We start from the raw sequence: 19,766 nt of genomic DNA, 5'->3' as shown, positions 1-19,766 counted from the left end.
CCTCCTTATGCATTGAGCCAATCAGCAGCATCCATCGCATGGTAGGAAATGATGATCTTTGCGCCGGCACGCTTCATGCTCATAAGCGTCTCCAAGACAATGCGCTGCTCATCAATCCAGCCGTTTGCAGCGGCGGCTTTTACCATTGCATATTCGCCGCTGACATTGTAGACCGCGATCGGACGATCCGTCATTTCGTAGACCTGACGTACGACATCCAGGTAGGCAAGTGCAGGCTTCACCATGATAATGTCCGCACCTTCCTGCACGTCAAGTGCCGCTTCTTTCAGAGCCTCGCGCACATTTGCGGGATCCATTTGATACTGGCGGCGATCGCCGAATGCGGGGGTACTGTCCGCTGCATCGCGAAATGGACCGTAGTAGCCCGAGGCATATTTTACCGCATAGCTCATTATGCTCGTGTTAACAAAACCCTCAGCATCGAGCCCCGCACGGATGGCAGACACACGCCCATCCATCATGTCAGATGGCGCGACGATGTCCGCCCCCGCTCGCGCCTGACTGACTGCAGTCTGAACGAGGTGCGGCAGGGTTACATCGTTGTCCACATAGTGATCATGCAGTACACCGCAATGACCGTGACTCGTATACTGACAGAGGCAGACATCACCGACTACGAGGAGCTGTGGAACAGCCTCCTTGACCGCAGTAATCGCACGCTGCACGGGGCTCGTCATATCCCATGCACTTGAGCCGATCTCGTCCTTGTACTCCGGCAGTCCGAACACCTCGACGGCAGGAATTCCGTGCGCGGCAATCTCGCGTGCAAGATTTGCGACCTGATCCACGGAGTAGTGATAGCAACCGGGCATACTTGGAATCTCTTCCTTGATATGATCTCCCGGCACGACGAAGATCGGATAGACAAAATCACGCGGCGAGAGTTCTGTCTCGCGTACGAGATCGCGCATCCCTGAGGAAATACGTAAACGGCGCGGACGCTGTATCAGATTCATTGCATGTGCTCCTTTATCGCATTGACCAAGCCATCAATCGTATAATTCTCTGCCACAATGTCAGGTTCGAGCGCATAATTCCGCGCTGTATCTGCCGTAACAGGTCCGATGCAGGCAATTTTTGTCTGTTGCAGCGGCGTGATATTCCCAAGCTGCTGTACGAGATTCTTGACCGTGGAGGAACTGGTAAAGGTAACAACGTCGATCTCGCCACGCGTCAGGCGATCGGCGAGTGTTGCACCGCCGTCCAGTTCGGGGACTGTCTCATAGGCAGGTGCGACATCGACTGTTGCCCCATGCGCGCGCAGCGACTCTGGCAGCACGTCGCGCGCTTCCTGTGCACGTGCCAGCAAAATACGCGCACGCGGCGGCAAAATGGGAGTCAGTGTCTCAACAAGAGCTTCGGCACGGAACTCCTCGGGGACAATATCCGCATGAATGCCAAACGAGCGGAGTCTTTTCGCCGTTGCAGAGCCGATTGCCGCGATCTTCGCATAGCCAAGGGCACGCGTGTCCTTCCCTGCATGGTGAAGGCGTACAAAGAAATGTTCCACACCGTTCACGCTCGTAAAGATCAGCCATTGATAGACATGAATGTCCTCGATGGCATGATCCAGTGCCGCATAGCCATCTGCCGGCGGAGCAATGCGGATCACGGGTGTCTCGATGCAGGACGCACCAAGTGCCGTCAGCTGTTCCGTCAGTGCAGATGCCTGTGCGCGTGCACGCGTGACAAGGATGCGCTTGCCAAGAAGCGGGCGAATATCCGGACGGTCGAACCAGCGCAGCTGCTCACGCAGCCTTACAACCTCACCGACGATGAAGATCGCGGGCGGGCGAATGCCATCACGCGCTGCCATCGCAGCCGCCTCGCCCACAGTCGTGACGTAAGTCTCCTGATTGACACGCGTCCCCCAGCGGATGATTGCCGCAGGAGTCTCGGCAGGGCGTCCGTTTTCGATCAAATTCTTTGTGATGACAGGGAGATTTGCAACCCCCATCAAGAATACCAGCGTATCGACACCCGTCGCGAGATGCTTCCACCGTATATGGGATTCCGCTTTTGTCGGATCTTCGTGTCCCGTGATGACGGCAAAGGAGACTGCGACACCGCGATGTGTCACGGGGATTCCCGCATAGGCGGGAACACTGATCGCCGAGGTCACGCCCGGCAATACCTCAAATGGAATATTGCGTTCAAGAAGCACAAGTGCTTCCTCGCCCCCGCGTCCAAAGACAAAGGGATCACCGCCCTTGAGCCGAACGACAATCTTGTCCTCGTCCGCCTTGTCCGCCAACAGGACGTTGATATCCTCCTGCCGCATTGTATGCTTGTTGGACTGCTTTCCGACATAGATACGCTCTGCGTTGGCGGGTACATAGGAGAGAATACTCTCATCCGCGAGGTGATCATAGACGACAACATCCGCCGCCTTCAGGCAGTTCATTGCACCAACCGTCAAAAGGCGCGGATCGCCCGGACCCGCGCCGACAAGAAATACTTTTCCGCTCATGCTGTAATACCTATCTCTTTCAAAATATCCCGACCGCCGGCATCCAGCAGCTCCTCTGCCAGAGCAACGCCGATCTTCTCCGCCGCATCCACAGCTCCCATGGAACGCGACCGACAGACACGCATCCCGTCGATAGAGGCGATCATTGCCTCGACATGGAGCATGTTCCCCTCGCCGACCTCGGCATAGACCCCGACGGGGATCTGACAGCCCCCCTCGACGCGGCGCAGAAATGCACGCTCCGCCGCTGCTGCCGCCGTCATCTGCGGATCACGCAGGAAGTCGATCAACCCCAGAACCTGCATATCGTCCGCACGACACTCAATCGCGAGTGCCCCCTGCCCGACGGCGGGAAGAATCATGGCTTGTGGGAGAATCGTACGAATACGATCACCAAGCCCAAGGCGTTTCAGCCCGGCTGCCGCAAGGACGATTGCATCGAACTCTCCTGCATCGAGCTTCGCAAGGCGTGTATTGACATTGCCGCGCAGGTCAAGGATCGTGAGGTCTGGGCGCACGGCAAGCAGCTGGGCACGTCGTCGAAGGCTCGATGTGCCGACCCTCGCCCCTTGTGGGAGCTCCTCCATCGATCGATAATGAACGCTGACAAAGGCATCCCCTGCATCCAGCCGCTCCGTGATCGCCCCAATGACGAGCCCTGCAGGGACTTCCGTCGGCATATCCTTCAGGCTGTGTACGGCAAGATCAATCTCACCCGCCAGCATCGCCTGCTCAAGCTCTTTCGTAAAGAGCCCCTTGCCCCCGATCTTTGCGAGCGGGGCATCGAGGATGCGGTCGCCCTTTGTCGTCATTTTCCTGAGCTCCACACGCACAGCGGGATGCTGTTTTTCAATCTCCGCAGCGACGTATTCCGCCTGCCACAGTGCCAGCTTACTTGCCCGCGTACCGATAGTGATTGTGTCGCTGTTCACTTGTCCCTGTCTCTCCTATCGCATCCAACTTAAAGAGGGCACGCATCGCCTCGATGTAGAATGCCTCGTCCTTCGTGCCAGCCGAGGCGCGGATCTTCATCATGGGCGTGCGCAAAATCTTTCGTACAATCATGCGGCTCATATGCTCCACCTGTCGCCGTTCCTCCTCCGAAAGATCCGGCAGTTTTGCGCTCACGCGCTTGAGCTCACGCTCGCGGATCCGCTCACAGCGTCCCGAGAGAAGAGCCATGAGCGGCTGAAAGGACAGATATTTGAAGCGTTCGAGAAGGGATGCCACCTCCTCGTTCACGATCTTCTCCGCCTTGACCGCCTCCGCCTGACGCTCACTGAGATGCTCGTCCACAACAGCCTCGAGAGCATCGATGTTATAGAGTTCAATCCCCTTGATGCCCGCAACCTCAGGATCGACATCACGCGGAACGGCAATGTCGATGAGGAAGAGCTTGCGCCCCTGCCGCCGCGCCATGACGCGGCGCGCCTCCCATGCCTTGATGACATAGTGCGGTGCTCCTGTCGAGGTAACGACCACATCGACACAGGTCATATAGTCCAGTGCGCGGTCAAAGGGAATTGCCTCCCCTCCGATGCGTTCGGCAAGACGCTCGGCACGCTCAATATGGCGATTGGCGACAAAGATCGTTTCGATCCCATGGGAACGCAGATGTTCCGCAGTCAGCTCCGCCATCTTGCCCGCGCCGAAGATCAGACCGCTGCACCCGCCCAACCCGCCGAGCGAGGCTGCGGCAAGCTCCACCGCAGCATAGCTCACAGATACCGAGCGATACGCGATGCGCGTCTCCGTCCGTACACGCTTGCCCGTTGCGATGGCACGGTGAAAGAGTAAGTTAAGCACCGTACTCGTCGCTCCCGCCTCGCGTGCAATCGCATAGGCTTCCTTCACCTGCGAGAGTATCTGCCCCTCACCGAGCACCAGCGAATCAAGGCTGGAGGCTACGCGGAAGAGGTGACGAATCGCCTCATCATCGACGTAGGTATAAAGGTATTCGTCAAGGTCGTCTCCACCCTGCGCAAGATCGTTCAAGAACTGCCGCAGTGCCTGTGCGCCGCATTCGTGATCGTCTACAGACGCATAAAGCTCCGTACGGTTGCAGGTGGATAGAACCACCAGACCGCTCAGACCATCATATTCTCCAAGACTCATCAGCCCCGAACGCAGTTCCTCACGAGAAAATGAGACCCGCTCACGCACATCAATCGGAGCTGTCCGATGATTTAGCCCCAATATCAAGAGCTGCATTACGTAACTCAACCTCCGCTTTCTCTAACTCTCCATCGTGAACCATGTTCAAAATATGTGGACGCAGTGCCATGCGCCAAAATTCCGTTCGCTCCCTGCTTGTCGGCAGCATTGTCCACATCTCACGGCGCAGACGCGCCACACAATCCAGCCACACACCGAAAGAAGCGGGATAGAGCTGCTCAAGCTCCATCCGAACCGCGTGCGAAAGTGCAGGACTTCTCCCGCCCGTCGATACCGTCAGCAGAAAGTTTCCGCGTCGTACCGACGAAGGAATCTGAAACGAGGATGCAGATGGATCATCGATCACATTGACGAGAATGCCTCGCTCTTTTGCTTCGGCTGCAACTTTGGCATTGATCGTAGCGCTGTCCGTCGCCGCATAGACCAAAAATGCCCCTTCGAGCATACCATATGTGTAGCACACCGAATGCCACTCGATGCGTCCATCGTCCACAGACGTACGAAGCTGCGCCGTTATCTCGGGAGCAATCACGCGCACGAACGCCGTCTCTCCCGCCGCAAGGACACCACGCACCTTGCGCTCCGCGACCGCACCACCACCGATGATGATGACAAGACACCCGGTCAGATCAACATTCATCGGATACAGCACACAGATTCCCCCAAAGCAAAACATGAATCCTATTCACGTTCGTATTATACCGCAAATGGGCATAAAAAAAAAGAGGAGAAGCAGCAATCCCCTCTCTTTATAGTGATTATCAATGAGTATATTAGTCAGGTACAACTAGGAAATCGCTGATAAAATGAAGTCCGTCAGATGGGCAAAGATGCGTCAAGATGACGGTGCTGAATTTATCAACGTTTCCCTAATCTGCCGAATTCCTCCAGCAGTGGATAGTCCGTCATATCTACACCGAGCGGTGTCACAGAAATCAGCCCGTGCTCCACGGCATAGATATCCGTACCTACCCCCTTGTCGGTATCCGAAACCTCGCCCGCAACCTTGTAATGTATACGTCCGTTCTCCTCGATGCGCTCGAAAGCGTTGACATAATCGCGCTCGCCCTGTCGGGCAAAGACAAACTGCGGGGCATCTCCCGCGAGTCTCTTTGGAAAATTGATGTTGAGCAGAAACGGCTGATCCATTGTCGCCAATACATTATCCATAAACGGCTCGAAATACACCGCTACCTCTGCATACGAGATTTCACTACTCTCGATCAGGGAGAGTGCAAACGACGGAATCCCGTGAAAGAACCCCTCAAAGGCTGCACCGACCGTTCCCGAGTAGATGACATCTGTCCCAAGGTTCGAACCATGATTGATGCCTGAGAGCACTACATCCGGCATTTCCTTGGCGATTGCATCGAGATAGAGCTTGCCACAGTCTGTCGGTGTGCCATCGATCGCCCATGCGCAAATTTCATACTCTTCATCAAAATTTTCATCGGCTCGTACCTCAATCGCACGTCCGATCGTCAATGCATGTGATGTACCACTCTGCTGGTGCATGGGTGCTGCAACAGTGACAGCATGGCGTTGGGCCAGATGACGTGCGAGCGTTCGGATTCCATCCGCCGCAATGCCGTCATCGTTTAGTATCAAGATGTTCACAAATGATCCTCCTGTTTTGCATATATATACGAAAAGCAGGTTGGCATACCAACCTGCTTTTTCAAAACCGCGAAGCGGATAAAAGGCACATGGTGACCCACCACGGAATCGAACCGTGAACCTACTGATTAAGAGTCAGTTGCTCTGCCAGTTGAGCTAGTGAGTCATTGCACGCTCTAAACGCATAGCTATTATAGTGGAAATACTGTCAGAATGTCAAGGGAAAATCTCTCATTCGCACAGAAATATCCGTATTCCAACAAAAAGGTCTCTGTGGCGAACCACAAAGACCTTTTGCATTCTTTCGAAAGAGACTTACTTCAGCGCATCGCCGAGCTGTGCGTTGACTGCGCGTGCCGCTTCGACACTCTCGTCGAACTTCGCCTTCTCCTCGCCCTCAAGCTTCACATCGACGACCTTCTCGAAACCGTCCTTGCCGAGCACGATGGGAACGCCGACGCAGAGCTCCTTCTCGCCATACTCGCCCTCGAGATAGACGCAGCACGGAATGACCTTCTTGGAGTCCAGTGCGATTGCCTCGACAAGCGTTGCTGCGGATGCGCCCGGTGCATACCATGCGGATGTGCCGAGAAGTCCCGTCAGCGTTGCACCGCCGACCTTCGTCTTCTGGACAACATCGGCGAGTACCTCCTTCGAGAGGAGTTGTGTAACAGGGATGCCGCGCAGCGTTGCGATGCTGACGAGCGGAACCATCGTCTTGTCATTGTGACCACCGATAACCATGCCGTCCACATCGCTCGGGGTTGCGGGATGTCCTGCCGCGTTGAGGGCCTCGGAGAGATAGTAACGGAAACGGCTGCTGTCGAGCATACCGCCCATGCCGATGACACGGTTGCGCGGCAGACCAGTGGACTTCAGTGCAAGGTAGGTCATCGCATCCATCGGGTTGGAGATGATGATGAAGATCGCATTCGGGGAATGCTTGAGTGCCTGCTCAACAACGCTCTTGACAATCTTTGCGTTGACACCGACCAGCTCCTCACGCGTCATACCGGGCTTGCGTGGGAGACCGGAGGTAACAACTACGACATCGGAGTTCGCCGTAGCAGAATAATCGTTCGTAACACCCTTGACCGTCGTGTCGAAGTTCAGCGCATGGGAGCACTGCATCATGTCCATCGCCTTGCCCTCGGAGACCCCCTCTTTGATATCAATGAGGACGACTTCGCGTGCAAACTTCTTGAGCGCGACGACGTTCGCAACAGTTGCGCCTACGTTACCTGCACCAACAACAGTTACCTTCATAGTATTTCCTCCTTAAACAACTCTCCTGTCACCCATCCCTAGCAATAAGTGACACGATTCGGAACAAGGTATACCAATAGCTCTTAACTATGGAACCATTATAGCATTCTCATTCAGAAAAATCAATTAGTTATTTTGGAGAATTATTCAAACTTTCGTGGAAAATGATTTCATTTTCATCTATCAAGGATTTGGACAGAGCTTTTTCTCAGACACGAAAAAACTCAGCCAATCACTCCGATCAACTGAGTTTTATTTTCGTATGGTGGCGGCACAGAGATTTGAACTCCGGACACTGCGGGTATGAACCGCATGCTCTAGCCAACTGAGCTATGCCGCCGGTGGTGGGCAGGGATGGATTCGAACCATCGTAATCCGAAGATGACAGATTTACAGTCTGTTGCCTTTAACCACTCGGCCACCTACCCGTGAGCCTTGACAAGTATATGCGATAAGAGGCTTGCTTGTCAAGGCGTTTCTCAAATTATTCCGCAAGCGGTTTCATCGTCGGGAAGAGAAGCACGTCGCGGATCGATGCACTGTCGGTCAGTAGCATAACAAGGCGATCAACACCGATGCCAAGTCCTCCCGTCGGGGGAAGCCCGTACTCCAGTGCCGTGATGAAATCACGATCCATAACATGAGCCTCGGCATCCCCTGCTTCGCGTTGCCGGAGCTGTTCGAGGAAGCGCTGTTCCTGATCGATCGGATCGTTCAGCTCCGTGAAACCGTTCGCAAGCTCCCGTCCATAAACGAAGAACTCAAAGCGATCCGTAATGCGCGGATCGTCCGCATTGCGCTTTGCAAGAGGTGAGATTTCGGTTGGATGTCCCGTGATAAAGGTCGGCTGCATCAGGGTATCCTCGACCTTTTCCTCAAATGCGGCGTTCAGAATACCGCCGATGCCGTGGCGCTCCTCGAACGGAACGCCAATCTCACGCGCCATCACACGCGCCTCATCGACAGTGTTACAGGAGAGGAAGTCCTTCCCTGTCGCCTCTCGTACAGCGTCATTCATACTAATTGTACGAACATTGTTCAGGTCAATCCCGACCCCCTGGTATGTAATCTTCGTTGTCCCGAGCACATCCTCCGCCGCCTGACGGACAATCCCCTCTGTGATCGCCATGAGATCGCGGTGATCGGCAAATGCCTGATAGATTTCAATGGAGGTAAACTCTGGATTATGACGTACATCCATGCCCTCATTACGGAAGATACGTCCCATCTCATAGACACGGTCAAGACCGCCGACAATGAGACGCTTGAGACTGAGCTCCGTCGCAATGCGGAGATAGAGATCGATGTCAAGTGCATTGTGATGTGTAATAAAGGGACGTGCTGCAGCACCGCCCGCAAGCGTCGAGAGCACGGGCGTTTCCACCTCGAGAAAATCCCGCTCGTCGAGGTAACGACGGATGGACTGTATGATCTTTGTCCGCTTGCGGAAGGTCTCGCGTACCTCGTGGTTGACCATAAGATCGAGGTAGCGCTGCCGGTAGCGCGTGTCCACATCCTTGAGCCCGTGGAACTTCTCGGGCAAAGGACGCAGGGATTTCGAGAGCAGATCAAAATCCTCCACACGTACGGTGACCTCTCCGCGCCGTGTCTTAAAGACAACACCGCGCACCCCGATGATGTCGCCGAGGTCGAGGCGTTTGAATTCTTCCTTGTACTTCTGCTCGCCGAGAACATCCAGTTTGAAATAGATCTGTATATTTCCTGTGCGGTCATTAAGTGTCGAGAACGATGCTTTGCCATGACCCCGTATTGCCATTAGTCGCCCGGCAACGTGCACTTCTGCGCCCTCTTCATCCTCGGCAAGGTAGTCGTACTTCTTCTTCAGATCCGCTGCATAGTCTGTGACCTCGAAGCGATGTCCGAAGGGAGCGACCCCCATTGCACGAAACGCATCCATCTTTTCACGGCGAACGCGCATCATCTCACTCAAATCCTGTTCGGGTGTATTTGCTGTGCTTTCTCTTTCTTCTGCCATCCCTGCTCCTTACTTCTTGATATCCATGATCTTGTACTGAATAATACCGGCTGGTGCATTGACATTGACTACATGGTCAATCTGCTGCCCGAGCAATGCCATGCCGAGCGGCGATTCGTTTGAAATCTTCCCTTCATCCGGATCTGCTTCGGTCGAACCGACGATGAGGAAGGTCTCATCCTCATCGAATTCCAGATCCTTTACCGTCACACGGCTGCCCATGGTGACAGTCTTGCCATCGCCCGCCTTGATGATATCGGAGTTGCGGATCTTCGTTTCGAGTTCCTGAATCTCGCCCTCAAGGAATGCCTGCTCGTTTTTCGCATCATCATACTCGGAGTTCTCGGAGAGATCTCCGAGCGCGATGGCAGCCTTCAGCCGTTCGGCAACCTCGATGCGGCGTACACTTTTGAGATAATTGAGCTTTTCGACGAGCTTGTTGTAGCCGTCCTCGGTCAGCATGACCTTCTTCTCTGTCATGAAATAATCCCCTTTATTGTATATTCACCGAATTGATACTTTCTACCAAAGCAGTGATCTCCGCGTTTTCCTGTCCTGCACGAATGAGCAAAAGCCTCTGTGGGCGGCGCAGCTTCTTGAATTGGCATTCTCGTTTCTGCGCTTCCTCTTTCGTTTCAAATGCCTCGGCATAGACGAGGCAGACAGGTCGACGGGCACGCGTATACTTCGCCCCGTTTCCTTCGTTGTGTGCGCGAAGCCGCCGCCGGAGATCGTTCGTCCAACCGGCGTAGAGACTCCCGTCCGCACACAACAAAAGGTAGGCATAGTTCATTTTACCGCGTCTTTAATCGTGATTTTCTCAATCACGACATCGTGCACGGGGCGGTCAGCGTATCCAGTCGGCGTATGACCGATGTCGCACACCACGTCCATGCCCTCAATAACCTTGCCAAAGACCGCGTGTTTGTTGTTTAACCACGGGGTGGCAGCAAGTGTGATAAAGAACTGACTGCCGCCCGTATTGGGACCTGCGTTCGCCATAGAGAGAATGCCCTCATCGTCATGCTTGAGAGAGGGATCGAACTCATCGGGGATCGTATATCCTGGACCGCCCGTCCCGTTTCCGCTCGGATCACCGCCCTGAATCATGAAACCGTCGATGACGCGATGGAAGATCAGCCCGTCATAGAAGCCCTTTTCCGAGAGATCGATGAAGTTCTTTGTTGTAATGGGAGCTTTGTCCTCGAAAAGTTCCACCTCGAACGTGCCCTTGTTCGTTGTAAATTCTGCAATGCGATTTTTTGTCACTGCTCTGTTCTCTCCTTTTTCCTGATCCAACAACATATTGAATGACATCCCAGCATTCCCGCTGTGTGCTGCAAATAGTACTGCAGCAATAGCAACAAGAACGCCGACTGTCAAAAGATAAAATTTCTTCCCCATTCTACCGAATGCCCTCCTATATTTCAACCTATATTTCAAAAAGAATGTTGCTCGCCCGCTTTGGTCGGCGACCAGATCGGAATCTCACGTCCTGCCGTAAAGAATCCTTCGGACGGGTGCCATGCGGGATAGCCGACGGAGTGCATGGAAACGAGAGCCTTTGGGTGCGTCTCAGCACAGAACACCTTTGCACCGCGTTCCATCGACGGACCGAGCCTCCCATCCACGGGAAAAAATGCAAGATCGAAGGACAGGCCCGCGAGCCGTTTTATCTGCTTACGAAAGCCGTTCTCCGCAAGTTTTCGGTTTTCGTCAGTTTCCCCCGTCCAATCCCACCAGTTAAAATCCCCGGCGTGGAAGATGCGTTTGGCGTTGGTCTCCACAAGGAAGGATGTCCCTTCGTCAGTCGAAGAAAAACTTGTCACCGTAATACGATCATCCTGCCATGCGTCATAGAGACCAATCCAGCTGATCTGGTCCGCAGGGATACGTGCAGCCCCCGGAGTTCGTCGTATATCCTCACTCAGGAGATACCGCTGCACCTTATCGGCATAACGTGCGATCATCGGATTGAAGTGGTCGAAATGTGCATGGGAGGCAAAGAAATACAGATGTGTAAAGTTGTCTTTTGCCAACTCTTGATCGAGCACACCCGCAGGGTCGTCAAATGCGTCAAAGACCAGCAGGACATCATCCACACGCACGAGAAAACCACTGTTCAGCAAATAGGTTACGTCCATAGCGTTTATTTCCCTCCCTTTTCTTCATAGTTATCGTCTGATGCCGAAGCATCATTTTGATTGATTCGCCCGAAGCCGCGTCCCATGACCTCATTCGCGGACATGATGATGACGAAGGCATGGGGATCAACATTGTGCACAATAAATTTTAGTTTGCCGACCTGCGTTGTACCGACCGCAACGAAAACTACATTTCGTTCGCGGCGCGTGTATGCCCCTTGTCCATGCAGAAACGTGACGCCACGGTGCATTTCATCAATAATGCTCTCGGCAATTTCTTTGTGTTTATTTGATATGATGAGAACCGCCTTGCGATGATTGAAGCCTGCGACAATCTTATCTACAACCGTTGCATTGATGAACATATAGATGAGGGTAAACATCGCGGGGGCCATCCCGAACAGAAACGCCGCAATGAGCATGATGAAACAGTTCATCGAGAAAAGAACGCCGCCCATATGCAGGTCATAGTATTTGCGAACGATCGCAGCGAGGATGTCAAAACCACCCGTACTGCCGTTCATGCGGAAGACAAGTCCGTACCCCAGCCCTGCAAAGACACCGCCGTATACAGTGGTGAGCATCATGTCACTCACGGGCGCATAGGCATTGAGTGGTCGCGTCAAGTCGAGAAAGAACGAGAAGATCGCCGTACCGATGATGATATCAACGGTATACGCCCGTCCCATCAACCGCCACGCCATGAAGAGCAGCGGGATATTATAGACGAATGTCTGAAGACCGATGGGCAGACCAAAAAGATAATATACTATCATCGCAATGCCCGTTGCACCGCCTGTGAGGAGATGGGCAGGAACGAGAAAGAGATTGATTGAGCAGCTTGCGATCAGGCAGCCGAGAGCGATTCCGGCATAGCGCATGACGCGGTGTCCAAGTACGCGCATATGCAGCTCATGTGTCATTTGACATAGCCTCCCAGCTTCACATTGTCGTTCTTTGGAAGATTGGACACATCAATCTCCTTGGATGCAATAAAGCTGTGCTTCAGATCGAGCTCGACAAAGGATTCGTCATCGGACAGAGCCATCTCGTCAGCTTCCTCGTCACTGAGTGGGAGCATTGTAATACGCGCCGATGTAAGCGCATGGTTCTCTGCATCGAGATTCAAAATCAAACGCTCACGTGGATGTTCTGGATGGGAGAATACATAACAAGTGTTGCCGTCCAAAAAATGACGCGGCATTTTTCCATACACCTTCATGAGATAACTACTCGTCGAGCCATAGTGGACATCCTTGCGCAGACGATACTTCTCACCGATCAGATTGATATCAACCACCTTTCCGCTTGTAACTGTAGTTGAAACGACAATATCCCCATAGGTAAAAGTCTTGAGATGAATGCCCCAGATGACTTGTTCGGTCTGAACATCAGGCTCTCCCCAGCGTGCACGCAGATTCTCCTCAGAGTTTCCGAGCGATATGTTCTGATAGGAAAAGTCCTCTGCTTTGATCTTGCCCGCAGCTTCTCCATCCAAAGTGAACAGGAAAGAAAGAAGACAAAGAAGCATCAGCACACTGTAACGAAAATATCTCTGCATATCCTCTCACCTCATGCCTCGTTAGAAGGTAACGAAAGCACTGATAAATTCAGCCATGCCATCTTGACGCATCTTTTTTGCCCGCACTTCGTCGGCAAATCCTCCACATAGCTTTGGCTATGCGTCCGGTTTGCCTTCTTGTTCGGATGAAAAAATCTACGCCAATCTGACGGACTTCATTTTATCAGTGATTCCTAAAGTTTCCATGTTCAATGATGGTAACGGATTCGCCGGATGATGTCCGTCCGACCACCGTGAGGTCTTTCGTGCCAATCATAAAGTCCTCATGGACAAGCGAATGGTTGACACCGTGCTGACGAAGTTCATCCTCTGTCATACTTTCTCCGCCTTTTATGCAGGTCGGATAGGCCTTCCCAAAGGCAAGGTGGCAGGATGCGTTCTCATCGAAGAGCGTATTGTAAAAGAGGATGCCGCTCTGCGAGATCGGAGAGTCATACGGCACAAGTGCCACTTCGCCGAGGAAGGACGCGCCCTCATCCGTATGGAGCAGTTCCTTCAAATGTTCTTCCCCCTGCTCTGCCTTGTAGGAGACAACCTGCCCCGCCTCAAACGTAAGCGTGAATCCGCTGATCAGATTCCCGTTGTAGTGGAGCGGCTTCGAGGCAACGACCGTACCGTTCACCCCGTCGCGTTTCGGAAGCGTATATACCTCTTCCGTCGGAAGATTGGCGGCAAAGAGCGTTCCCTCTGCGGATTTTTCCGCACCGCCCATCCAGATATGACCTTTTGGCAGTTCAATGCGCAGATCCGTACCAAGATGATTCCGATAGTGCAGCTCCGTAAATGCCTGTGCATTGAGAAAGGCTGTCCTCTTTTGCAAAACATCAATGTGCGTGCGCCACGCAGATACGGCATCCTCATTTTCGGAGACATGCACAGCACTGAGGATCTCTCCCCAAAGACGCTCCACCGCCTCCGCATCCGAGCAATTTGGAAACACCTTGCGTGCCCATGCTGTTGTCGGCACAGAGATAACACACCATGTGTTCTTATTGCTCATCAGACGCGCACGGTAGTCCATGAGAGCTTTGCCCGCCGTCTGGCTCGCCTCCGTGAGACGCTTCGGATCGATGTCCGAATAGAGGTCGGGATCCGATGCCGCAATCGAGATGAATGCCGCACCCTGTGCCGCATGCTCGTCATAAAACGCCTTGCGCCACGCAGGGAATTCGCGAAAGCGCTCCTCATTTGCCTTCTGAAAGCGAATGTGGGAGAACTCCTCATCGTTCCAGTTGACAGCAACATCATAGGCACCGACATCGTATGCCTCTGATGTGAGCGCGTGTACGAAGTCCGCACACGTAATCGGTGCATGGATGACAAGCGGCTGATTCTTCTGGAGGTTGACGCCAACACGAACCACAAGAGCTGCGTATTTTTTTAATAAATCCGTATTCATTTCATACCTCGGTCGTATCAAAGAGCAGGGTGACGGGGCCGTCGTTGAGCGAGGACACCTGCATATCCGCGCCGAACGCTCCGCATTCGACATGCACACAGCGCTCCCTGAGCTCCTTCATAAACGCTTCATAGAGCGGGATTGCATGCTCCGGTTTTGCCGCCTTGGAGAATCCCGGGCGACGCTTTTTGAGATCGGCAAACAGGGTAAACTGTGAAATCACAAGTACCGCACCATCCACCTCGGCAAGCGCACGGTTCATCTTTCCGTTTTCATCGGAAAACACACGCAGATGAACGACTTTTTCCGCCAGATGCGCAGCATCCTCCCATGTATCCTCGGGGGCAATCCCCAGCAAAATAAGATAGCCGACCTGAATCTGCCCACAGATACGTCCTTCAATTTCGACGGACGCTTCTTTCACTCGTGTGACGACCGCACGCAAGAAATCCCTTCTTTCTACCCAATATTTCCTATTATAACACGCTTCTATGTGAATGTCTCTCAAGCGGAGAAAAAAGACATAAGCAGCTGCGTGAGGGCGAACTGATCCCGTGCTCCCATTGTTTCGCGTGCCGAATGCATTCCAAGAATTGGTGCGCCGATGTCCATCGTCCGCATCGGAACCTGCGTGGAGAGAATCGACCCAAGTGTCGCACCGCCCGCCGCATCGGAGTGATTTGTAAAGACCTGATACGGAATCCCCGCACCTTCACAAAGCCCCGCAACAACGGCAAATGCTTCGGGATCGCCGGCATAGGACTGATTCGCAGCGACCTTGAGGACAGTGCCGCCGCCCAGCACAGGCTGATTCGTCGGGTCTGCCTTCTCGGGGGCATTCGGATGCAGGGCATGTGCAACATCTACAGAAAGACAGAACCCTTCCATAACTTTTCTGAGATATTCCTCTCGGTCAAGCCCCAGCTTGTAGCAGACACGCTCCAACAGGATAGCGAGTGCCGTTGAGCCTGCGCCCTGCTTTGTGCGGCTCCCCACCTCTTCATTGTCGAAGAGAGCCACAACGCGAATACCTTCACCGTTCCATTCTCGGATGGCATCCATACACGCCTTGACTGATGAGAGGTTGTCAAGGCGCGGTGCGGAGAGAAAAGCGTCGTCGCATCCCAAAAGACAGCCGCACTCATAGGGATAGGCATTCAGATCATAGGAGAGAATATCCTCCGCCGAAACGCCGAGTTCCTCCGCGAGCAGGACAAGCAGTTTCTTCGTATCATCCTCATCGCCGTCGCCGTTTTGGAAGAACAATGGCAGAAGATCCTTTTGCGGCTTCAGCTCAACCCCTTCATTCACCTTGCGGTTCATGTGAATTGCAAGATTTGGCACAATCATGAGCGGACGGCGAAAGTCCACAAGCCGCAATGTCGGCGCAAAGGGATCCACACCGCGCAGAGCGACCGCACCCGCGAGCGAGAGCGGACGATCCAGCCATGTACTGCGGATCAGTCCCCCATATACCTCAACATTCAGCTTGCCATAGCCATGCTCTCGGAGTACGGGGTTGGGTTTTACACGCAGGCATGGAAAATCTGTGTGCGCGCATGCAATGCGAAGCGGTCCTTGCGCCGCATTTTCGCCAATCACAACAAAAACCATCCCGGTGTGGTAGAGCGGAAAAGAATAAATTTGTCCTGCAGCGACCTTCTCATTTTCCTCCATGGGAACAGCGCACAGGGATTTATTGCTCTGCTCCACCGCATGATACGGCGATGTCGCAGCCTCAATAAAGTCAACCAATTCTTCCGCACAGCGTTTTTCCTCGAATGTCATACATACCTCACATTCCGTGTATAAACAGAAAAAGACCCGCCTGTCGGCTGGTCTTTATGTGTCGATATAGATGGTCGGGATGACAGGATTCGAACCTGCGGCCTCATCGTCCCGAACGATGCGCGCTACCAAACTGTGCCACATCCCGACAACAACAGGTAGTATTCTATCAACTTTTCGCAAAAAAAGCAAGTATTTATTTTGTGAGATATGTAGGATTTTGTAGGATTACAATAGATATGTTACACAAGTAAATAAAAAGAAAAAGCCAAGTTGTGTCATCAGTCACGCAAAATTTTCCCCTCGACAAAGGTGCTGACCGAAAGATGCTCCCCGTCCGTGCGAAAGACAACCGCACCGTCCCGATCTGTACGCAGAGATCGCACGCCCATACGTTCATATCGTTCCACCACAGAGGTGCGCGGATGTCCAAACGTATTGTCCGCACCCACACAGTAAACAGCGTAGAGCGGGTGCGTCGCACGAACAAAATCCTCACTGCTGGACGTATCCGAACCATGGTGCGGCACCTTGAGCACCGTCACATGGAGATCTATTCCCTGTGCAATCATTTTTTCCTCGTGCTCCTTCACAAGATCGCCCGTAAAAAGAAAGCTTGCATTTCCATAGCGAACCCGATAGACATTCGACACTTCATTGCCCGTTGCATGTTCCACCTCCCCATAGCCGGGGGCATAGAGAACATCAACCGTCACCCCGTCCAAAACAATTGACTGCCCTGCCTCCGCCCTGCCCAATTTCATCAGGAGAGGATTTCCATCCCCCAGTCGCATACTTCGTGCGTATGCGGCAGTTCCCTCGTCGGCGGTATAGACATGCTTTACCGGAAGACGGGAGAGAATGGCACCTGCACCTGCCGCATGGTCCTCGTGCGCATGTGAGAGAAATATATAGTCCACGGCGTGAATCCCATGATGGCGCAGATACGGAACATCGACACGCGCACCGATATCAAACGTACCATCCCGCGTGCCGCCCGTATCAAAGAGCATAGCATGACCGTGCGGTGTCAAAACGAGAGCTGCATCCCCTTGTCCAACATCGATAAAATGAACTTCCATCTCATTGGGGCGCACAATATGCCAAGAAAATACAGCAACAACAAGCACTACAAGAATAGTAACGATAATTATATAAAAGCGTCGTATCAATTCAAATATTTTTATCTGATTTTCTTGCGGTAAAATAAAGAATGCAAGAAACACATAGTAAAAAAGCCCTGCGCATACCCCCATGGAGGGGAGTTCGAGCTGTGCGAGGGGCAATGCTGCCACCCCCCGCGTTATTTCAAACGTCATACCAAGCAGAAGGCTGTCAAAACCAAAGACAATTTTACCGAGAAATGGAAGAAAAAAGGCAGCAATACCGCCGCCTAGTCCGAGAATAATAATAACATCAACAAGAGGTACGACAATGAGATTTGCAAGGAGCGACGATACGGAGATCTGGTTGAAATGCCACGCGAGAACAGGCAGTGTCGCAAGCTGCGCTCCCATTGTAATGGAGAGGCTTGCCGCGAGTATGCGTGGCAGAGGCTTCATTCGTTCACGAAGGACGGGAGCAAGAAAGAGCAGCCCCGTTGTCGCCAAAAAAGACAGTTGAAAACTGATATGAAAGAAGAGCAGAGGCGAGACCATCAACATGAGCAGTCCCGTAAGAACCAGCATATATCGTGCGTCGCGTTCCTGTCCGAGCACAAGTCCCAGAAATGCAACTGCCCCCATAATGCCCGAGCGTATGGCGGGAGGAACAAGACCCGCGAGGATCACATAGATGATAATCGCAAGGATGACCGCTGCTGCAGAAAGGGCGCGCGGCAGTCGAAAAAATAACGCAATCCACGCGATGACTGCGGCGAGGAGGCTGATGTGAGAGCCAGAGACCGATAGGATGTGCACAATCCCCGTGACCGTAAAGGCTTCGAGCAGTTCCGGACGGATGCCCTCGTATCCACCGAAAAGCATGGCAAAGATTGCGGCGGCATCTTCGCGTGGCATGACCTCCGTCATACGGTCGATATAATGCACGCGCACCAGTGCCGCATACCGAAGAAATTCCTGTGCAAAGGTCGGTGTCTCGTTGGGGACGATCTCTATTTCGCTGTTTTCTGCAAAGAGACGTGCCGTAATTCCATCACAGCGAAGTAAAAATACTGTATCAATCAGTCCCGGATTCTGATAGCTGTGCGGACGGCGAATCGTCCCCTCCGCCGTGATCTCATCGCCGATTTGTCCGTATGACAGAGCATTATCCCCTTGATGACGCATATAGATATAGATTTTTCCGCTGACTGCATGTTTCTCATGTCCCCGCGTTATATGGTGAACTTCCGCCGTATAGCGTATGTGCTGCACCTGATTCGCATCCGTGCGGACCACGGGGGCGGCCACAATCGTCCCAACAACGCGCGCACGCTCGCCTGCTGCATGAGAAATATCATGCGCGGAGAGCTCGTATGCAGCGGCAAAGCGAAAAAGCCCCAATATGAAAAAAAGCCCTACAAAGGCAATCCACGTCCGCTTATTTGCATTCAAAGCGAGGACTGCCGATGTAAGGGTTGCTGCCAAGAGCAACGAGATGAAATACGGCGCATATGTTACAAAAGAAATATGCAGCCACGCACTACAAAAAGTTCCCAGACCAAACGCCGCCAGGAGACCGCAGAGGAAGGAGAGCGGATACTGCCCCATCTTCATACAGTCACCTTGTCTTTCAGCTTTTCAAATTTAGCATTGCCGATACCACGCACCTTTTTGATATCCTCGATTGTTTGAAAATCGCCGTTTGTTTCGCGGTATTCAATGATACGCGCAGACATGGCGGGGCCGATGCCGGGCAGTTCCTGCAGTTCCTTCTCGCTCGCCGTATTGAGATTGATCTGCCCTCCTGCAGTTTTCCCCACCGATGCATTTTTTACAGGTGTAGCATCTCGTCCAATGCGCTCCGGCACACGAACCTGCATACCATCCTCAAGGAGCGCCGCCATATTGACACGTTCGATATCCGCTGTCTCAATCACGCCCCCCACCGCATTTACCGCATCGGCAATGCGCTGCCCTTCCGTCAGGGTGACAAGCCCGGGCTTTTTCACCTCGCCTGTCACATAGACAACAACGGAGCGTGGCATAGAAGCCTTCTCACGCGTCCCCTCATCCAATGTGATTGCCTGTTGCCCCGCATAAGATCCGTACATCGTGCCGCCGAGAACCGCAAGTGCAATAACAAGAAGGATGAGGAGAGATTTTTTGAACATGGGCATAAGATTGTCCCCCCTCCACATACGGTGG

General features: G+C 53.1%; 19 protein-coding genes and 4 tRNA genes. All 23 read right to left on the bottom strand.

The window, feature by feature from the left end; all coding sequences use genetic code 11:
- Positions 1 to 5 precede the first annotated feature (5 nt).
- On the bottom strand, positions 6 to 977 hold the full coding sequence (gene hemB, locus HMPREF9334_RS01395) for a porphobilinogen synthase (RefSeq protein ID WP_006691720.1): 972 nt from the start codon (positions 975 to 977) through the stop codon (positions 6 to 8).
- Entirely contained in the window at positions 974 to 2,491 is a 1,518-nt protein-coding gene (gene cobA / locus HMPREF9334_RS01390; protein WP_006691719.1) for a uroporphyrinogen-III C-methyltransferase, read from the bottom strand. The genes hemB and cobA overlap by 4 nt, the downstream gene beginning before the upstream one ends.
- Positions 2,488 to 3,423 (bottom strand): hydroxymethylbilane synthase, encoded by a 936-nt coding sequence (gene hemC, locus HMPREF9334_RS01385; RefSeq protein WP_006691718.1) that lies wholly within the window; start codon positions 3,421 to 3,423, stop codon positions 2,488 to 2,490. The genes cobA and hemC overlap by 4 nt, the downstream gene beginning before the upstream one ends.
- Positions 3,383 to 4,702, bottom strand: a complete 1,320-nt coding sequence (hemA, locus tag HMPREF9334_RS01380; protein ID WP_006691717.1) for a glutamyl-tRNA reductase — start codon at positions 4,700 to 4,702, stop codon at positions 3,383 to 3,385. The genes hemC and hemA overlap by 41 nt, the downstream gene beginning before the upstream one ends.
- A complete protein-coding gene (locus HMPREF9334_RS01375) occupies positions 4,656 to 5,318 on the bottom strand; it encodes a precorrin-2 dehydrogenase/sirohydrochlorin ferrochelatase family protein (RefSeq protein WP_006691716.1) in 663 nt (220 codons plus the stop codon). Before HMPREF9334_RS01375 ends, hemA begins: the two co-directional genes overlap by 47 nt.
- 206 nt (positions 5,319 to 5,524) lie before the next feature.
- Positions 5,525 to 6,283 carry a 5'/3'-nucleotidase SurE gene (gene surE / locus HMPREF9334_RS01370; protein WP_006691715.1) on the bottom strand — a complete coding sequence of 253 codons (759 nt, stop codon included), beginning with the start codon at positions 6,281 to 6,283 and terminating at the stop codon, positions 5,525 to 5,527.
- 90 nt (positions 6,284 to 6,373) lie between these two features.
- Positions 6,374 to 6,449 (bottom strand) — tRNA-Lys (locus HMPREF9334_RS01365).
- Between the two features lie 149 nt (positions 6,450 to 6,598).
- Positions 6,599 to 7,549 carry a malate dehydrogenase gene (gene mdh / locus HMPREF9334_RS01360; protein WP_006691714.1) on the bottom strand — a complete coding sequence of 317 codons (951 nt, stop codon included), beginning with the start codon at positions 7,547 to 7,549 and terminating at the stop codon, positions 6,599 to 6,601.
- Between the two features lie 263 nt (positions 7,550 to 7,812).
- Positions 7,813 to 7,889, bottom strand: a tRNA-Met gene (locus HMPREF9334_RS01355).
- Positions 7,890 to 7,891: 2 nt separating this feature from the next.
- Positions 7,892 to 7,977 (bottom strand) — tRNA-Tyr (locus HMPREF9334_RS01350).
- A 56-nt stretch (positions 7,978 to 8,033) separates the two neighbouring features.
- Positions 8,034 to 9,545: a lysine--tRNA ligase gene (gene lysS, locus HMPREF9334_RS01345; RefSeq protein ID WP_006691713.1), complete on the bottom strand. Its 1,512-nt coding sequence runs from the start codon at positions 9,543 to 9,545 to the stop codon at positions 8,034 to 8,036.
- 9 nt (positions 9,546 to 9,554) lie between these two features.
- Positions 9,555 to 10,025: a transcription elongation factor GreA gene (gene greA, locus HMPREF9334_RS01340; RefSeq protein ID WP_006691712.1), complete on the bottom strand. Its 471-nt coding sequence runs from the start codon at positions 10,023 to 10,025 to the stop codon at positions 9,555 to 9,557.
- A 13-nt stretch (positions 10,026 to 10,038) separates the two neighbouring features.
- Positions 10,039 to 10,338, bottom strand: coding sequence for a GIY-YIG nuclease family protein (locus tag HMPREF9334_RS01335; RefSeq protein WP_006691711.1), 300 nt, complete (start codon positions 10,336 to 10,338; stop codon positions 10,039 to 10,041).
- Positions 10,335 to 10,949: a peptidylprolyl isomerase gene (locus HMPREF9334_RS01330; protein ID WP_006691710.1), complete on the bottom strand. Its 615-nt coding sequence runs from the start codon at positions 10,947 to 10,949 to the stop codon at positions 10,335 to 10,337. Before HMPREF9334_RS01330 ends, HMPREF9334_RS01335 begins: the two co-directional genes overlap by 4 nt.
- Positions 10,950 to 10,984: 35 nt before the next feature.
- Positions 10,985 to 11,689 carry an MBL fold metallo-hydrolase gene (locus tag HMPREF9334_RS01325; protein ID WP_006691709.1) on the bottom strand — a complete coding sequence of 235 codons (705 nt, stop codon included), beginning with the start codon at positions 11,687 to 11,689 and terminating at the stop codon, positions 10,985 to 10,987.
- Positions 11,690 to 11,694: 5 nt separating this feature from the next.
- On the bottom strand, positions 11,695 to 12,612 hold the full coding sequence (locus HMPREF9334_RS01320; RefSeq protein ID WP_006691708.1) for a YitT family protein: 918 nt from the start codon (positions 12,610 to 12,612) through the stop codon (positions 11,695 to 11,697).
- The gene (locus HMPREF9334_RS01315; RefSeq protein ID WP_006691707.1) at positions 12,609 to 13,250 is read right to left on the bottom strand and encodes a hypothetical protein; all 642 of its coding nucleotides are present in this window, start codon (positions 13,248 to 13,250) and stop codon (positions 12,609 to 12,611) included. The genes HMPREF9334_RS01320 and HMPREF9334_RS01315 overlap by 4 nt, the downstream gene beginning before the upstream one ends.
- A gap of 184 nt (positions 13,251 to 13,434) precedes the next feature.
- Positions 13,435 to 14,670, bottom strand: a complete 1,236-nt coding sequence (locus HMPREF9334_RS01310; RefSeq protein ID WP_006691706.1) for an aminopeptidase — start codon at positions 14,668 to 14,670, stop codon at positions 13,435 to 13,437.
- Between the two features lies 1 nt (position 14,671).
- Positions 14,672 to 15,115, bottom strand: a complete 444-nt coding sequence (gene dtd, locus HMPREF9334_RS01305) for a D-aminoacyl-tRNA deacylase (protein WP_006691705.1) — start codon at positions 15,113 to 15,115, stop codon at positions 14,672 to 14,674.
- Positions 15,116 to 15,174: 59 nt separating this feature from the next.
- On the bottom strand, positions 15,175 to 16,458 hold the full coding sequence (locus tag HMPREF9334_RS01300) for a M18 family aminopeptidase (protein ID WP_006691704.1): 1,284 nt from the start codon (positions 16,456 to 16,458) through the stop codon (positions 15,175 to 15,177).
- Between the two features lie 71 nt (positions 16,459 to 16,529).
- Positions 16,530 to 16,606: transfer RNA gene (locus HMPREF9334_RS01295), tRNA-Pro, on the bottom strand.
- A 133-nt stretch (positions 16,607 to 16,739) separates the two neighbouring features.
- The gene (locus tag HMPREF9334_RS01290) at positions 16,740 to 19,175 is read right to left on the bottom strand and encodes a DNA internalization-related competence protein ComEC/Rec2 (RefSeq protein WP_006691703.1); all 2,436 of its coding nucleotides are present in this window, start codon (positions 19,173 to 19,175) and stop codon (positions 16,740 to 16,742) included.
- Positions 19,172 to 19,738 carry a helix-hairpin-helix domain-containing protein gene (locus tag HMPREF9334_RS01285; protein ID WP_039957095.1) on the bottom strand — a complete coding sequence of 189 codons (567 nt, stop codon included), beginning with the start codon at positions 19,736 to 19,738 and terminating at the stop codon, positions 19,172 to 19,174. The genes HMPREF9334_RS01290 and HMPREF9334_RS01285 overlap by 4 nt, the downstream gene beginning before the upstream one ends.
- Positions 19,739 to 19,766 lie beyond the last annotated feature (28 nt).

Source organism: Centipeda infelix ATCC 43532 (assembly GCF_000234095.1).
GTDB lineage: Bacteria > Bacillota > Negativicutes > Selenomonadales > Selenomonadaceae > Centipeda > Centipeda infelix.
This window is presented reverse-complemented; position numbering and strand designations above follow the sequence as displayed.

Excerpts from the sequence above, each read along its gene's own strand:
- lysS (WP_006691713.1), bottom strand. The coding sequence starts at position 9,545 with ATGGCAGAAGAAAGAGAAAGCACAGCAAATACACCCGAACAGGATTTG.
- mdh (WP_006691714.1), bottom strand. The coding sequence starts at position 7,549 with ATGAAGGTAACTGTTGTTGGTGCAGGTAACGTAGGCGCAACTGTTGCG.
- HMPREF9334_RS01330 (WP_006691710.1), bottom strand. The coding sequence starts at position 10,949 with ATGGGGAAGAAATTTTATCTTTTGACAGTCGGCGTTCTTGTTGCTATT.
- greA (WP_006691712.1), bottom strand. The coding sequence starts at position 10,025 with ATGACAGAGAAGAAGGTCATGCTGACCGAGGACGGCTACAACAAGCTC.
- cobA (WP_006691719.1), bottom strand. The coding sequence starts at position 2,491 with ATGAGCGGAAAAGTATTTCTTGTCGGCGCGGGTCCGGGCGATCCGCGC.
- HMPREF9334_RS01335 (WP_006691711.1), bottom strand. The coding sequence starts at position 10,338 with ATGAACTATGCCTACCTTTTGTTGTGTGCGGACGGGAGTCTCTACGCC.
- HMPREF9334_RS01285 (WP_039957095.1), bottom strand. The coding sequence starts at position 19,738 with ATGCCCATGTTCAAAAAATCTCTCCTCATCCTTCTTGTTATTGCACTT.
- HMPREF9334_RS01290 (WP_006691703.1), bottom strand. The coding sequence starts at position 19,175 with ATGAAGATGGGGCAGTATCCGCTCTCCTTCCTCTGCGGTCTCCTGGCG.
- hemA (WP_006691717.1), bottom strand. The coding sequence starts at position 4,702 with ATGCAGCTCTTGATATTGGGGCTAAATCATCGGACAGCTCCGATTGAT.
- hemB (WP_006691720.1), bottom strand. The coding sequence starts at position 977 with ATGAATCTGATACAGCGTCCGCGCCGTTTACGTATTTCCTCAGGGATG.
- HMPREF9334_RS01325 (WP_006691709.1), bottom strand. The coding sequence starts at position 11,689 with ATGGACGTAACCTATTTGCTGAACAGTGGTTTTCTCGTGCGTGTGGAT.
- HMPREF9334_RS01315 (WP_006691707.1), bottom strand. The coding sequence starts at position 13,250 with ATGCAGAGATATTTTCGTTACAGTGTGCTGATGCTTCTTTGTCTTCTT.
- HMPREF9334_RS01300 (WP_006691704.1), bottom strand. The coding sequence starts at position 16,458 with ATGACATTCGAGGAAAAACGCTGTGCGGAAGAATTGGTTGACTTTATT.
- HMPREF9334_RS01320 (WP_006691708.1), bottom strand. The coding sequence starts at position 12,612 with ATGACACATGAGCTGCATATGCGCGTACTTGGACACCGCGTCATGCGC.
- HMPREF9334_RS01310 (WP_006691706.1), bottom strand. The coding sequence starts at position 14,670 with ATGAATACGGATTTATTAAAAAAATACGCAGCTCTTGTGGTTCGTGTT.